The following is a 13,830-nucleotide window of genomic DNA, read 5'->3' on the forward strand; positions in this document are numbered from 1 at the left end:
TCCTCAGACTTTAGAATTCCATCCGGACGCCGACCCGGAAGACCCGGCCCATGACGTCGTAGAGACTGCGGTTGGTCTGCAGGTACCCGACCGTGTTTTCCGCCCCGAGATTGGCGGGGTTGGAGGTCAGGACCGGATCCTTGTTCAGGACGTTCTTGATCGAGACATAGGCCTCGCCGCTGACGTCGCGGACCGTGAAGGCGTAGGAGGCCGACAGGTCGAGATAGGCGGCGCCGTCGATGTGGTTGTCGTTGATCGTGTAGTAGGGCGAGACGCTGGCCGGGCAGTTCGAGGTGCACTCGGTATAGGCGTTGGAGACCACACCGGCGCTGACGCCGCGGACCGTCACGTCGAAGGTCCAGGGCTCGATCTTGTACATGGCCGTCAGGCGGTAGATCCAATCGGGCGTCGAGCTGGTGTTGGCGCCGGCCAGATTGATGTGGGTGACGCCGTCGTCGGTGACGTTCTCGATATAGTGGGTGCCCTGGGCGCGCAGGCTCAGATCGCCCTTCAGCGGCTCATAGAGATCCTCGAGGTGCACGCGGTAGGAGGCCTCCACGTCCAGACCGCGGGCGATCATCTTGTTGAGGTTGGCGTAGTACAGGTTGATCGTGCTGAGCGTCGTGCCGGTATAGACGAGCTGATTGCAGTAGCTGTTGATCTTGTTGATGTAGCAGTAGTCGGCGACCTGCTGGGCGGTGACGAAGCTGATCACCCCGTCGACCTGGATGTCGTAATAGTCGACCGAAGCCTGGAAGCCCGGCAGGAAGCGCGGCTTGACCACCACGCCGATCCCGTAGCCGTCGGCCACTTCCGGCTGGGCGTCGGGATTGCCCTGCAGGTTCTGGACGAAGGCGGTGGCGACGCCGTTGATGTTGACCGAGTTCGAGCGGGCCGTGCCGGTGTCGTAGAGCTCGCTCATATTGGCCGCGCGGATGTCGCGCGACTTCGACGCCCGGAAGGTGATGTCGTCGATCGGGGTGTAGGTCAGGCCGGCCTTCCAGGTGGTCACGCCGCCGGAGGTGGAATAGTCGGTGTAGCGGGCCGCGCCGTTGAAATCCAAGCCCTTGAGGATCGGGACCAGGACTTCGACATAGGCTTCCTTGACGTCGTATTCGCCCTTGGTGACCTTGAAGTTGCCGTACTTCCAGCCGCTCGCCTGGTACTCGGTGGGCACGAAGCCGCCCATCTGCTCCTTGCGGTATTCGGCGCCGACGGCCAGCGAGATCGGACCGGCCCAGCCCTGGAGGCTGTTGGTCCGCAGGTTGATCGCCGTGACGTCCTGCTTGAAGTCCTGGTCGCGATAGGGCGTGCCGAGCACATAGGCGAGCGCCGCGGCGCTGGCGACGCCGACCCCGAAGCGGTTCAGCGGCACGCAGCCATTGGTCGGATTGGTCAGGGTCGAGCGGCAGACGATCGCCCCGGTGGTCGGATTGACCACCGCGTCGGTGGCGAGCGCCAGGCGGGCGGTGTTCCAGGTCGCGGTCAGGGACTCGTGGGTCTGGGTCTCGCCGTGCTGGTAGTAGCCGTCCCAGTCAAAGGCCAGGCCGAAGGCGTCGAAGTCGCCCTTGGCGCCGACCACATAGCGCTGAGTCTCACGCTCCATGGCGCTGCCCGAGGCGGGCATGTCGGCGTTGCTGGTCCCCATGGTGAAGGACTTCAGGCCGAGCGCCGTCATCTGGGTCTTGATCGAGGTCGGCAGATAGGCGTTGTCGGCCTGGATGACGATCCCGGTCTGGGTCGGGTTGATGTAGTAGGAGAGACCCTTGTACTTGGCGTAGGACCCTTGGGCGAAGACCTGGACGTGGTCGGTCAGGTCATAGCTGACGCGGCCGAAGACGCTGTCGCGATCCTCGTCGGGCGCCAGGCTGTTGGTGCCGTTCATGCCGGAGGACGAGTACTTCCAGTCGCCGCCGATCATCCACTGGCCGGTCACCTGGCCATAGGCCAGCTGGTTCACCGAGCCGTTGACGCCGAAATAGGTGCCCTTGAGGGCGGTGTTGGTGATCAGGCCGCCGGGCGTATAGGCCGAGATCCCGACATTGTGGGAGACCACGTAATAGGGCAGGCCCGCCGTGGTGGTGTCGGGATTGCGGACGGCGAAATAGCCGGTCTTGTTCCAGTCGCGACTGTAATAGTGGACGCCTTCCTGGCGAACCCGTTCAGCGCTGAACAACACGTGGCCGCGCTTGTCGGCGAAGCCGCCGCCGGCGGTGATGTTGAACTTGGAGTTCGGGTTGTCGCCATAGGTGGTCTCGCCGTATTCGGCGGTGGCCTTCACCCCGGTGTAGTCCTTGTCGAGGATGAAGTTGACCACCCCGCCGACAGCGTCGGAGCCGTAGGCCGAGGAGGCGCCGCCGGTCACCACTTCCACCCGGCTGATCAGGGCCTGGGGGAAGGTGTTGGTGTCGACCTGGCCGGTCGAGGCGGAGACCACCGAGCGCTGGCCGTCGAACAGCACGAGCGTCCGGCCCGTGCCGAGCGCGCGCAGGTTCAGGGCGCTGATCCCGGCGGCGCCGTTCGACAGGCTGCCCGAGGAGTTGGAGGCCGTGGTGCTGCCGGCGATGGACGGCAGGGTGTTGACGAAGTCGGCGATGTTGGCGGCCGCGGCGGCCTTGATCTCGTCGGTGCCCAGCACGTTCACCGGGGTGGGGGCGTCATAGCCGTCGCGCACCACCCGCGAGCCGGTGACCAGCACTTCCTCGACCACCGCTTCGCCCTTGTCGGCGGCGGCGTCGGCCGCGGCGGCGGTGTGGGCCGAGGCGAGCAGGGCGGCCAGGCTCGCGGTCGCAAGCGCGTAGCGGCGAAGGTTCGACTTCGGCCTCAGGTTCGTTGAATGTTGCATGGTTTTCCCCGGCTGCTTGTTCGTCAGTGAAGGCGGATTTCACCCCGCCGATGCTCGCCGCCCGCCCCCCGATACGAAGACAAAGCGACCCCCCGAGCGCCGAAAGACCGGCGCACTGCTTGTTCAATTCAGTCTCGAATTCCCGCCCGACCGATCCTTGCGAGTACGGATCAGTAAAACGCGCCGCCGGTGTTGCTCCCTGAGCGCTGCGACTGCAGCGCGGCGGCTCGCCCCTGTTTGTTCCCACCCCCGTGGACCGCCCGGTCAGAGCGGCGTACACCTGTGCGCACGACGTACGCAGGAAGGCAGGGAGACATCTTTTCGTTGGGTGACGCCCATTTCCTGCCCGCCACATCCACACCTTAATCCGGCGTAAAATTTGGACTTGCGGAAAGCGGGTTTTCAGCGCCGAAAATGCATTTCTGCCGCCGATTTATGCACGGAGTTGGAAGTTCAATGTCGAAATCCGAACAGCTCGACCTGGATGACGTGGATTATCGGATCCTGAAGGAGCTTTGTGCGGATGGACGGGCGTCGGACGTCTGGCTTGGGGAGAAAATCAACCTCTCCTCGACCGCCGTGGCGCGCCGGCGCAAGAGCCTGGAGGAGCGTCAGGCGGTGCTCAGCTATTCGGCGAATCTGAACATGCCGATGCTGGGCTACAGCGTGGTGGTGTTCGTCGCTATCGAGCTGAGCTCCCAGGCGGAGAAGGCGTTGAACGAGTTTGAGCGGGAGGTGGTGAAGTGCCCCTCGGTCTCCTATTGCGGCTTCGTCTCGGGCGACACCGACTTCCTGATCATGCTGAACGTCGAGTCCTTCGAGGACTATGACCGGGTCTATCGCCGCGAGCTGTCGACCCTGCCGCATGTGGCCAAGATCCGCTCCAGCTTCGTGATGCGCGAGGTCGCCCGCCGCTCCACCCCGCCGGTGGTGTTCCAGGACAAGACCAGCGGCTGACGCCGCCGCTTCGCTGGCCCCGGAATCAGTTCGGGGAGGCGCTTGCGCACCTCCCCGAACCCAACCCGCGCCCAAGGGGATGGAAACGCGGGATCTCCGCGACGGCCTATTTCACATTGCCGTTGGGATACTGGATGCCGAGCTGCTCCAGATAGGTCCCGTACTTCTTGGGGTTATAGTAGAAGGGCTCCATCTTCGGGCGCAGCTTGGCCATGATGTCGGTGTTCAGCCAGATCGCCGGCTTGTCGTCCTTGGTCAGGACCGGGTCGTACTTGGTGTCCTTCAGCTGGACGTTCTGGAAGTAGTCCTTGGCGTCGGCGACCAGCTTGGGCGTGGTCATGATGTCCAGCACGGTGAGCGCGACGGCCTTGGCGCCGACCACCACGCCCTTGTGGGCGATGGGCGTGGCCATCGCCATGGCCGAGGTCACGTTGTGGCCGATGGCGCCGGGGATGTTCGACGGATAGCGGATGGTGATGGTGGGCACGGTCCACATCACGTCGCCGATGTCGTCGGAGCCGCCGCCCATGGAGGGCCCGCGACCTTCAGGCGTGGAGAGCGGCGCGACCTCGGTGGCCAGGGGCTCAATCTTGAAGTGCTGGGCCGTCTGGACCCGCTTGGCGAAGATCTTGTCGTCCTCGCTCCACTGCGGCATGCCGACCGCCTTGATGTTGGCGTAGGCGGCCTCGGCGAGCGGCTTGTTGGAATAGTTGGGCGCGGCGTAGCCCAGGACGTGGTGCTCGACCGTGGTGTCGGTGGCCATGGCCGCGGCGTCGGCGGTCTTGTTGCCGAGCTCATAGAGCTTGCGGATCGAGTCGAAGCTGTTCTCGCGGAAATAGTACCAGACCGAGGCGACGCCCGGGACGACGTTGGGCTGGCCGCCGCCATTGGTGATCACATAATGCGAGCGCTGGGTGAGCGGCAGGTGCTCGCGGCGGAAGTTCCAGGCGGTGTCCATGATCTCGACGGCGTCGAGCGCGCTGCGGCCGTCCCAGGGATCGCCGGCGGCATGGGCGGTCTTGCCGTGGAAGGTGTACTCCACCGAGACCATGCCGTTGTTGCCGCCCGGTCCCCAGCCGGTCGAGAAGTCGCGGCCGACGTGGGCGAAGATCGAGGCGTCGACGCCGTTGAACACCCCGTCGCGGGCGTAGAAGGCCTTGGTCGCCAGCAGCTCCTCGGCGACGCCCGGCCACAGCATGATGCGGCCGGGGATATGGTTCTTCTCCATGACGTCCTTGGCCGCCAGGGCCGCGACGATCATCAGGGGCATGCCGGAATTGTGGCCCTCGCCATGGCCGGGCGCGCCCTCGACCATCGGTTTGATGTCCGGAATGCCGGGATATTGCGAGAGGCCGAGCAGGTCGTCGATGTCGCTGCCGAGCGCGACCAGCGGGCCGCCCGAGCCCCAGGTCGCCGTCCAGGCCGTGGGGATGCCGGCGACGCCGCGGGTGATCTTGAAGCCGTTCTTCTCGAGCACGCCGGTCAGATATTCCGAGGTGCGGAATTCCTGGAAGCCGGATTCGGAATAGGAGAACACCTGGTCCACCATTTCCTGGACCATCTTGGTGCGGGCGTCGACATTGGCGATGGCCGCGGCCTTCATGGCCGGGGTCGTCTCCGCGTGGGCGGCCGCGGCCGGCAGGGCCAGGGCCGAGGCCATCAGGAGCGCCGCCAGCGGCCGGGTCTTAGCAGTGGTCTTCATGTTCTTCCCCCACGGGTGTTGCAAAGCCCCGACGCGCGCCGCCGCCCATTGGGCGAAATTGATACGCCGGTTTTCATCCCAAAATCGCCGAATGGCGACGAAAACTCGCTCAATGAAGACAAACCAGCATGACAATCCGCGCGTGTAAACGCGAGGGCGTGCAAAATCGCCGGATGGTGCGAATTGACCGATCTCCAAGCGATTCCGTAGCGGCAGCTGCTTCTTTGCTGGTCGCACCGCTTCGCGGAAGACGAGGGTTGCGCACGAGCGGGCGGGCCCCTAACCCATCGCCAAGCATGGCGCCGAAGGCGGCGACGGCGCGCAGGGAGGCGCGAACATGAACGTCCAGGACAAGGTCATCGTGGTCACCGGCGGGGCCGACGGCATCGGCGCGGCCATGGCGCGGCGATTCGCCCGCGAAGGCGCCCGGCACGTCGCCGTAGTCGACCGCAACGGCGAAGGCGCCCGCGCAGTCGCCGCCGAGATCGGCGGCAAGGCCTATGAGACCGACGTCTCCGACGGCGCCGCGGTCGCCGCCATGGTGGCCGCCGTCGAGGCCGACCAGGGCCATATCGACCTGTTCTGCTCCAACGCCGGCGTCGGCGACGGCGACCCGGACCGCAACAACGCCGTCTCCTCCCCCGACCCGGTCTGGGCGCGGGCCTGGGGCGTCAATGTCATGGCCCACGTCCACGCCGCCCGCGCGGTGCTGCCGGGCATGATCGCCCGCGGCGAGGGCTATCTGCTCAACACCGTCTCCGCGGCGGGCCTGCTGTCGCAGATCGGCGGGGCGGTCTATTCGACCACCAAGCATGCGGCCATCGGCCTGGCCGAGAGCCTAGCCATCACCCACGGCGACCAGGGCATCAAGGTCTCGGTGTTGTGCCCGCAGGGCGTCGACACCGCCATGCTGCGGGCCGGCGGCTCGGGCTCGCCCCAGAGCCTGGACGGGGTGCTGACCCCGGATGAGGCGGCCGAGCATGTGATCCAGGGCCTGGCGGCCGAGAAGTTCCTGATCCTGCCTCACCCCGAGGTGTTGACCTATATGCAGCGCAAGACCGCCGACTATGACCGCTGGCTGGGCGGCATGCGCCGCCTGCGCGCCAAGGTGATGGGCGGCTGACCGGGCCCGCGCCCGCCATGACCGAGCCCCCCCAGATCTATGACGTCATCATCGTGGGCGCCGGATCGGCGGGCTGCGTGCTGGCCAACCGGCTGTCGGCGGATCCGTCGCGCCGGGTGCTGGTGCTGGAGGCGGGCGGCCAGGACGACTGGATCTGGTTCCATATCCCGGTCGGCTATCTGTTCTCGATCGGCAACCCGCGCGCCGACTGGATGTTCAAGACCGAACCCACGGCGGGACTGGCCGGGCGCAGCCTGGCCTATCCGCGCGGCAAGGTGATCGGCGGCTCCTCGGCGATCAACGCCATGATCTATATGCGCGGCCAGGCGGCGGACTATGACGGCTGGCGCCAGCGCGGCCTGGCCGGCTGGGGCTGGGATGACGTCCTGCCGCTGTTCCTCGACCAGGAGGACCACATCGCCCCGCCCGGCCCCTTGCACCGCTCCGGCGGCGAATGGCGGGTGGAGCATCCGCGCATGCGCTGGGACGTGCTCGACGCCTTCGCCGAGGCCGCGGCGCTGGAGGGGATACCCAAGGTCGCCGACTTCAATGGCGGGGACAATTTCGGCTGCGGCTATTTCCAGGTGAACCAGAAGGCCGGGCGGCGCTGGAGCGCGGCGGCGGGCTTCCTGAAGCCTGTGCTGAAGCGACCCAATCTGAAGCTCGAGACCCACGCCCAGGTTAGCCGGGTGATCGTCGAGAACGGCCGCGCCGTGGGCGTGGCCTGGACCAAGGGCGGCCAGAGCTTCGAGGCGCGGACCACCGGCGAGGTGGTGCTGGCCGCCGGCGCGGTGGCGACGCCCAAGCTGCTGGAGCTGTCGGGGATCGGCGACGGCGCGCGGCTGCAGACCTTGGGGATCGAGACCCAGGCGCACCTGCCTGGGGTCGGCGAGAACCTGCAGGACCATCTGCAGATCCGCCCCTATTTCGGCGTGACCGGCGTGCCGACCATGAACGACCTCTACGCCTCCTGGTGGCGCAGGCCGCTCATGGCGCTGGAATATGCGGTCCATCGGCGGGGGCCGATGTCGATGGCGCCGTCGCAGCTGGGCGCCTTCGCCCGCTCCTCGCCGGAGCACGCCACGCCCAATGTGCAGTTCCACGTCCAGCCCCTGTCGCTGGACCGGTTCGGCGAGCCGCTGCACGCCTTTCCGGCGGTGACGATCAGCGTCTGCAATCTGCGCCCGACCAGCCGGGGTTCGATCCATGCTGCGAGCCCGGACGCCGACGCCGCGCCGGTGATCCAGCCCAACTATCTGTCGACGGCCGAGGACGAGCGGGTGGCCATAGATTCCATGCGTCTCGTCCGGCGGATCGTCGCTCAGGCGCCGCTGCAAAAGTTCCAGCCGCGCGAGCATCGCCCCGGCGACCAGGCCCAGTCCGACGCCGAGTTGCTGACCGCGGCCCGTGAACTGGGGACCACCATCTTCCACCCGGCCGGCACAGCGAAGATGGGCCTGGCCTCCGATCCCACCGCGGTCGTTGACGAGCGCTTGCGGGTGCATGGGGTGGCGGGGCTGCGAGTCGCCGACGCCTCGGTCATGCCGACCATCACCTCGGGCAACACCAATTCGCCGACCATGATGATCGCCGAAAAGGCCGCGCGCATGATCATCGCCGACGACTGAGACCGAACTCCCGGCGCCGCACGCCTTGCGGCCGGCGTCCGGTCCGCCCAATTCCACACAACAACCTTCGAGGAGACGCCACATGGACAATCAGGGCACGGGCCTTCAGCTGCGCTCACTGGTCAAATCAAGCGGGGAGCTGGAGCTGTCGCTCGCGCGGATCCCGATCCCGCAGCCCGGCCCCGACGAGGTGCTGGTGCGCATCGAGGCCGCCCCGATCAATCCTTCCGACCTTGGCCTGCTGCTCGGCCCGGCGGACATCTCCGCCGCCAAGGTCTCGGGCACGGACGAGAGCCCGGTGGTCACCGCGCCGATCCCGCCGCAGTTCATGCGGGCCATGGGCGCGCGGGTGGATGAATCCATGCCGGTCGGCAACGAGGGCGCGGGCGTGGTGATCGGCGCGGGCGACAGCCCCGCCGCCCAGGCCCTGCTGGGCAAGACCGTCGCCCTGCTGGGCGGCGCCACCTATGGCCAGTACCGCGCGGTCAAGGCCGCCGACGTCCTGGTGCTGCCCGAGGGCGCGACGCCGCGGGACGGCGCCTCCTGCTTCGTCAATCCGCTGACCGCTCTGGGCATGGTCGAGACCATGCGCCGCGAGGGCCACACCGCGCTGGTCCACACCGCCGCGGCCTCGAACCTCGGCCAGATGCTGAACAAGATCTGCCTCAAGGACGGGGTCCAGCTGGTCAATATCGTCCGCAGCCCGGAACAGGCCGAGCTGCTGCGCGGCATCGGCGCCAAGCATGTGGTCGATTCCACCTCCGCCAACTTCATGGAGGAGCTGACCGACGCCCTGGTGGAGACCGGCGCGACGCTCGCCTTTGACGCCATCGGCGGCGGCAAGCTGGCCGGCCAGATCCTGACCGCCATGGAGATCGCGGCCAACCGCAAGATGACCGAGTACAGCCGCTATGGCTCGACGACCTATAAGCAGGTCTACATCTATGGCGGCCTCGACACCCGGATCACCGAGCTGTCGCGCGGCTTCGGCATGGCCTGGGGCCTGGGCGGCTGGCTCTTGACCCCGTTCCTGATGAAGATCGGCCCGGTCGAGGCCGGCAAGCTGCGCCAGCGGGTGGCCGACGAGCTAAAGACCACCTTCGCCAGCCACTATTCGCACGAGATCTCGCTGGCCGAGGCCCTGAAGCCCGAGGTCATCGCGGCCTATAATCGCCGCGCCACTGGCGAGAAGTACCTGATCAACCCCGCCAAGGGGCTCTGATCGGAACATGGCGGCCGATCGCCTTGGCGTCGTGATCCTCACCGGCGGGGCTTCCCGCCGGATGGGGGCGGACAAGGCCGCCCAGGACTGGGGCGGCCGCCGGGCGGTCGATCGCGTCGCTGACCTGGCGCGGGCGATCGGCGCGGTGCGGATCGTCAGCGCCGGGGACGGCGACTATGGCCTGGAGCGGGCCCCGGACCCCGCACCGCAGAGCGGGCCGGTGGCCGGGGTTCTGGCCGGGGTCGCGGCCCTGGGCGAGGCGGTCGATCGCATCCTCGTGCTGGCCGTCGATGCGCCGACCCTGACGGCGGCCGACCTCGCGCCCCTGCTGGCGGCGCCGGCGCCGGGCGCGACCTATGAGGGCCTGCCCCTGCCCATGGTGGTGGCGCGGGGGGCCCTGCCCGTGGACGCGGAGAACGGCTGGCCGCTGCGACGCCTGGCCGAGCGTGCCGGGCTGAGCGCCCTGCCGGTCAGCCCGGAGGCGGCGGCGCGGATCCGCGGGGCCAATACGCCGGAGGAGCGCGAGGCGCTGTTGCGGACGGCGACCGACTAGGCGCCCAGCACCCTAGCGCAGAGGGCGGCGACGCCCCCCATCGGCCAGACCAGGGTCGCCGCGCCGATGGCGATCATCACCCCGCCGATGGCCCGCCGGGTCCAGGTCCCCTGGGCCAGGCGCGGCAGCCAGCTGACCCCCATGGCGACCGCCACCACCGAGGGGGTCACCCCCAGGCCGAAGCCCAGCATGACGAGCGCGCCGGAGAGCGCCGTACCCGACAGCATGGCGTAGAGCAGGGCCGAATAGACCATGCCGCAGGGCAAGAGGCCCCAGACCAGGCCGGCCACGCCCGCCGCGATGCGGCGATCTCCGCGTCGCGCGTTCCAGGCCCAGCGGCGCAGGGGGGCGAACAGCCGGTCTATGGCTGAGGGCGGCGGGGCGAGCCCCAGCAGGGAGAGCCCCACCCAGGCCAGGCCCGCGGCCCCGACCCGTTGCAGCACGAAGAAGGCGCCTTGCCGGTCGAGCAGGCCATAGACCCCGGCGCCCAGGGCGCCGAGCAGGGCGCCCGCCAGCATGTAGGAGACCGTCTTGCCCGCCTGGGCGGCGGCGAGCGCCTCGGCCCGGTCGCGGGCGCCGCCGGCGCCGGAGAAGGTCAGGGTGAGTGACGAGGCGATGCCGCCGCACATGCCGGCGCAGTGCAGGGAGCTGGCCAGCCCCAGCAGCAATCCGCCCAGAAAAGTGATCGGGTTCATGACGCGTCCTGGCGGGACGTCCCTCCCGCCTGCCCCTCATCGCCGCGGAACCATGCCCCGGCCATGACCTGGGTCAAGCTAGGGCGCCGGGCAGTGCGGCCCGCCATGGTCCAGGCAAAGGGCCTCACCGCCCGCCGGGACGTGGCCGGTCTTGTCGAGCACCCCGTCCAGCTTGAGATTGGCGATGTCCGGGCCGTGGTCGGTCATGGTGATCCACATGACGTGGTCCATGGCGCCCGGCGATCCGTCGAAGTCCCGTTCGCCGCCGGTGGTGCCCAGCATGATGTAGTCGGACCCGTTCCGCTGGGCGTAGCTGTAGCGGTGGAAATGGCCGTTGAGGATCGTATAGGGCCGGCCCTTCAGCGCCGCCTCGATGCGGGCGAGGCCCTTGTCGCCGGGCCGCGCATAGACCGGCTTGTGCATCAGGGCGATGGTCCAGCGCACCTTGGGATGGGCGGCGATCAGCTTTTCGAAATAGGCGCTCTGGGCAGGCCCTATCTCGCCGGTCTTGGATTCCTGCATCGACGTATAGGGCAGCTTGGCGCCGCGGCCGGGTCAGTCTTCCGTAGGCTGAGGAAGTCGGCGCGGGCGCGGTAGATCTCCTGCATCCGCTCGGGCGAATAGTCCTCGGTGTCGAGCACCATGAACAGGACGTCGCGATAGACGAAGCCGTAATAGCGGGCGCCATAGCGGGCCTCCCAGACCTTGCGCTGGGTCAGGTTGGTCATGTCGTGATTGCCGGCGACGTGGAAGAAGGGCGCGGGGGCCTTGGCGGCCAGGCCGTCGAAGGCGTCCCATTCGCGGTTCAGCAGGGCCTCGTCCTCCGTGCCCCCCTCGATCATATCGCCGACGGTCATGATGAAGGCCGGGTGCAGCAGGGCGAGCTCGGCCGCCGCCACGTCGAAGACGCCCGGCCGGTAGCCGGACTCCAGGTCCGAGACCACCGCGAAGCTGAAGGTCTGGGGGGCGTCGTCGAACCGCTCGTGGGTCCAGGGCTTCGGGCCCGCCGGCAGGGCGGCCTCGAAGGGCGCATGCGGCGCGGCCAGCGCCGGGAGCCCGGACAATCCGATCGCCGCCGCCAGCGCGGCCGCCGCCCAATGCCTGATCCTGATCATGGATTTGCTCCCTGCCCTGCTCGCATCCTGAGCCAAGACGGGCCGCAGGGAAGCCCCTTTCTCGCGGGGTCTTCCGCCGGCCCGTGAAATGTTAGATGCAGGTCGCCGGTCAAGGGCGGGAGGTTCCGATGAGCGTGTGCGTGCTGGGCGGGATCAATCTGGACCATGTGGCGACCGTCGAGGCCCTGCCGGCGCCGGGCGAGACGGTGACCAGCAGCCGCCTCGAGCGGTTTCCGGGCGGCAAGGCCGGCAACCAGGCCGTGGCGGCCGCGCGGGCGGGGGCGGCGACGCGGCTGCTCGGCGCGGTGGGCGACGACGAGCCGGGCGCCTATCTGCGCGGCTTCCTGGCGGAGGCCGGGGTCGATCTGAGGGGCGTGATCACGGTGGCGGACGCGCCCACCGGCCAAGCCTTCATCACCCTCGATACGGCCGGCCGCAACAGCATCGTGGTGGCCCCCGGCGCCAACGCCCGCTATGGCGCGGCGGAGGTCGCGGCCGCGAACCTGTCGGGCGCGACGGTGTTCCTGACCCAGTTCGAGGCGACCCTGCCGGCGGTCGAAGCCCTGTTCCTCAGCCCTGAGGCCCTGGGCGGGGTGAAGATCCTCAACGCCGCCCCGGCCCTGGCGGCGGGCGCGCGCCTGCTGGCCCTGGCCGACATCCTGGTGGTGAACGAGACCGAGCTGGCGCGGTTCGCCGGCCTGAGCCAGCCGCCCGCCGACGCCGAGACCGCCGCCGCCGCGGCCCTGACCCTGGCGGGTCCTGGCCAGGCGGTGATCGCCACCCTGGGCGGCGACGGGGCGGTGATCGTGCGCGACGGCGAGGTCATGCGGGTTCCAGGCCGCCGGGCCGAGGTGGTCGACACCACCGGCGCTGGAGACTGCTTCTGCGGCGCCCTGGCCGCGCGGCTGTCCGCCGGCGACGACCTGGAGCGCGCGGTGATCTACGCCAATGCGGCGGCGGCCCTCTCGGTCACCCGCGCCGGCGCAGCGACCTCCTCGCCCAGCCAGGCCGAGGTCGAGGCGCTGCTGGCGGGCTAGCCGCCGCCGGCGTGAGCGCGGCGGTATTCACGCGGCGAGGCGCCGTACTGGTTGCGGAAGGCGCGGCTGAAATGGGCCGAACCGTTGAAGCCCCAGCGGAAACAGATCTCGGAGATCGACAGCTGGCCGCGGGCCGGGCTGGCGAGGTCGGCGCGGCATCGCTCCAGCCGGCGGGCCCGCACATAGCCGGTGAAGCTCTGGCCGTGGGCGGCGAACAGCTTCTGCAGATAGCGCGGCGAGACCCCGTCCTCGTCGGCGACCCGGCGCAGGGTGAGGTCCGGCTCGGCCAGCATCATCTCGATCACCTGGCAGATGCGGTGGAGTTGCACAGCGCGGGCCCCGGCCGCCCCGCCCTGCACCGCCGGCCCGCCGTCCAGCGCCAGGCTGGCGACCAGGAACTCGGTGAGCGCCAGCTCGACCGGCCGCAGCTGGTCCGAGGTGAGGTCGTCCAGCGCCTCGGCCGTGGCCTTCAACAGGCCAGAGAACACGTGATTGATCCCGCCTGCGGCCGGCAGGCAGCCGACCTTCAGCGACACAGGCGCCAGCAGCCTGTGGTCGAGGGCCACGCGCGGGGCGGTGATGAACAGCAGGCGGAAGCGGGTGTCGAAGCGCAGGGCGGCGGCGAGGCCCGTGGGGCCGTAGATGATGTCGCCCGGCCGGACGGCGACCGCCTCCTCCCCGTCCATCAGGATCGCCTCGCCCTCCAGCAGCAGGGCCAGCCAGACGGCGGCGGGCTGGTCCGTATTGCGGCCGGCGATCTCCTGGGCGGTCGCGGAGACGCGGGAGAACTCCACCCCCATGGGCGAGGTCAGGCTGGAGACCTGGGCGTGGAAGGGGTCGGCGGGCGGCAGGTCTCCGATCGGCAGGCGCAGGCGCGCCATGGCGTCGCGCCAGGCGGCGCGGCGCTCGGCCTTGGGATAGGCGTCGGTGGTGAACTGCCAGGCCTTCACGGT

General features: G+C 69.0%; 12 protein-coding genes. 6 read left to right on the forward strand and 6 right to left on the reverse strand.

Going from position 1 to position 13,830, the window contains the following annotated elements:
* Positions 1–10: 10 nt before the first annotated feature.
* Positions 11–2,845 (reverse strand): TonB-dependent receptor plug domain-containing protein, encoded by a 2,835-nt coding sequence (locus MQH10_RS08445; protein ID WP_242563625.1) that lies wholly within the window; start codon positions 2,843–2,845, stop codon positions 11–13.
* A gap of 456 nt (positions 2,846–3,301) precedes the next feature.
* On the opposite strand from MQH10_RS08445, the gene MQH10_RS08450 reads away from it, so the two are divergent.
* Entirely contained in the window at positions 3,302–3,802 is a 501-nt protein-coding gene (locus MQH10_RS08450; protein ID WP_242563626.1) for an Lrp/AsnC family transcriptional regulator, read from the forward strand.
* A gap of 106 nt (positions 3,803–3,908) precedes the next feature.
* Here the strand turns inward: MQH10_RS08450 and MQH10_RS08455 are convergent, their stop codons facing one another.
* Complete coding sequence (locus tag MQH10_RS08455; protein WP_242563627.1) at positions 3,909–5,504, reverse strand: amidohydrolase; 1,596 nt, start codon at positions 5,502–5,504, stop codon at positions 3,909–3,911.
* A 337-nt stretch (positions 5,505–5,841) separates the two neighbouring features.
* Here MQH10_RS08455 and MQH10_RS08460 point away from each other — a divergent pair, with 337 nt between their 5' ends.
* From MQH10_RS08460 to MQH10_RS08475, 4 genes are all read left to right on the forward strand, one after another.
* Positions 5,842–6,627 (forward strand): SDR family oxidoreductase, encoded by a 786-nt coding sequence (locus MQH10_RS08460; RefSeq protein WP_242563628.1) that lies wholly within the window; start codon positions 5,842–5,844, stop codon positions 6,625–6,627.
* A gap of 17 nt (positions 6,628–6,644) precedes the next feature.
* The gene (locus tag MQH10_RS08465; protein WP_242563629.1) at positions 6,645–8,255 is read left to right on the forward strand and encodes a GMC family oxidoreductase; all 1,611 of its coding nucleotides are present in this window, start codon (positions 6,645–6,647) and stop codon (positions 8,253–8,255) included.
* Between the two features lie 82 nt (positions 8,256–8,337).
* The gene (locus MQH10_RS08470) at positions 8,338–9,477 is read left to right on the forward strand and encodes a zinc-binding dehydrogenase (protein WP_242563630.1); all 1,140 of its coding nucleotides are present in this window, start codon (positions 8,338–8,340) and stop codon (positions 9,475–9,477) included.
* Between the two features lie 7 nt (positions 9,478–9,484).
* Entirely contained in the window at positions 9,485–10,030 is a 546-nt protein-coding gene (locus MQH10_RS08475) for an NTP transferase domain-containing protein (protein ID WP_242563631.1), read from the forward strand.
* Here MQH10_RS08475 and MQH10_RS08480 read toward each other — a convergent pair.
* The 3 genes from MQH10_RS08480 to MQH10_RS08490 form a co-directional block, all read right to left on the reverse strand.
* Positions 10,027–10,725, reverse strand: coding sequence for a sulfite exporter TauE/SafE family protein (locus MQH10_RS08480; protein ID WP_242563632.1), 699 nt, complete (start codon positions 10,723–10,725; stop codon positions 10,027–10,029). The two genes, MQH10_RS08475 and MQH10_RS08480, sit on opposite strands and share 4 nt — an antisense overlap.
* A 78-nt stretch (positions 10,726–10,803) precedes the next feature.
* Positions 10,804–11,247, reverse strand: coding sequence for a metallophosphoesterase family protein (locus tag MQH10_RS08485; RefSeq protein WP_242563633.1), 444 nt, complete (start codon positions 11,245–11,247; stop codon positions 10,804–10,806).
* Positions 11,220–11,840: a metallophosphoesterase family protein gene (locus MQH10_RS08490; RefSeq protein WP_242563634.1), complete on the reverse strand. Its 621-nt coding sequence runs from the start codon at positions 11,838–11,840 to the stop codon at positions 11,220–11,222. The genes MQH10_RS08485 and MQH10_RS08490 overlap by 28 nt, the downstream gene beginning before the upstream one ends.
* A 128-nt stretch (positions 11,841–11,968) precedes the next feature.
* Here MQH10_RS08490 and MQH10_RS08495 point away from each other — a divergent pair, with 128 nt between their 5' ends.
* A complete protein-coding gene (locus tag MQH10_RS08495) occupies positions 11,969–12,877 on the forward strand; it encodes a ribokinase (protein WP_242563635.1) in 909 nt (302 codons plus the stop codon).
* Here MQH10_RS08495 and MQH10_RS08500 read toward each other — a convergent pair.
* Positions 12,874–13,827 (reverse strand): helix-turn-helix domain-containing protein, encoded by a 954-nt coding sequence (locus MQH10_RS08500; RefSeq protein WP_242563636.1) that lies wholly within the window; start codon positions 13,825–13,827, stop codon positions 12,874–12,876. The genes MQH10_RS08495 and MQH10_RS08500 overlap by 4 nt on opposite strands.
* Positions 13,828–13,830 lie beyond the last annotated feature (3 nt).

Source organism: Phenylobacterium aquaticum (assembly GCF_022695515.1).
Lineage (GTDB): Bacteria > Pseudomonadota > Alphaproteobacteria > Caulobacterales > Caulobacteraceae > Phenylobacterium > Phenylobacterium aquaticum.

Bases quoted from the DNA above. Each gene is read 5' to 3' on its own strand.
- MQH10_RS08445 (WP_242563625.1), bottom strand. From the start codon at position 2,845: ATGCAACATTCAACGAACCTGAGGCCGAAGTCGAACCTTCGCCGCTAC.
- MQH10_RS08450 (WP_242563626.1), top strand. From the start codon at position 3,302: ATGTCGAAATCCGAACAGCTCGACCTGGATGACGTGGATTATCGGATC.
- MQH10_RS08455 (WP_242563627.1), bottom strand. From the start codon at position 5,504: ATGAAGACCACTGCTAAGACCCGGCCGCTGGCGGCGCTCCTGATGGCC.
- MQH10_RS08460 (WP_242563628.1), top strand. From the start codon at position 5,842: ATGAACGTCCAGGACAAGGTCATCGTGGTCACCGGCGGGGCCGACGGC.
- MQH10_RS08465 (WP_242563629.1), top strand. From the start codon at position 6,645: ATGACCGAGCCCCCCCAGATCTATGACGTCATCATCGTGGGCGCCGGA.
- MQH10_RS08470 (WP_242563630.1), top strand. From the start codon at position 8,338: ATGGACAATCAGGGCACGGGCCTTCAGCTGCGCTCACTGGTCAAATCA.
- MQH10_RS08475 (WP_242563631.1), top strand. From the start codon at position 9,485: ATGGCGGCCGATCGCCTTGGCGTCGTGATCCTCACCGGCGGGGCTTCC.
- MQH10_RS08480 (WP_242563632.1), bottom strand. From the start codon at position 10,725: ATGAACCCGATCACTTTTCTGGGCGGATTGCTGCTGGGGCTGGCCAGC.
- MQH10_RS08485 (WP_242563633.1), bottom strand. From the start codon at position 11,247: ATGCAGGAATCCAAGACCGGCGAGATAGGGCCTGCCCAGAGCGCCTAT.
- MQH10_RS08490 (WP_242563634.1), bottom strand. From the start codon at position 11,840: ATGATCAGGATCAGGCATTGGGCGGCGGCCGCGCTGGCGGCGGCGATC.
- MQH10_RS08495 (WP_242563635.1), top strand. From the start codon at position 11,969: ATGAGCGTGTGCGTGCTGGGCGGGATCAATCTGGACCATGTGGCGACC.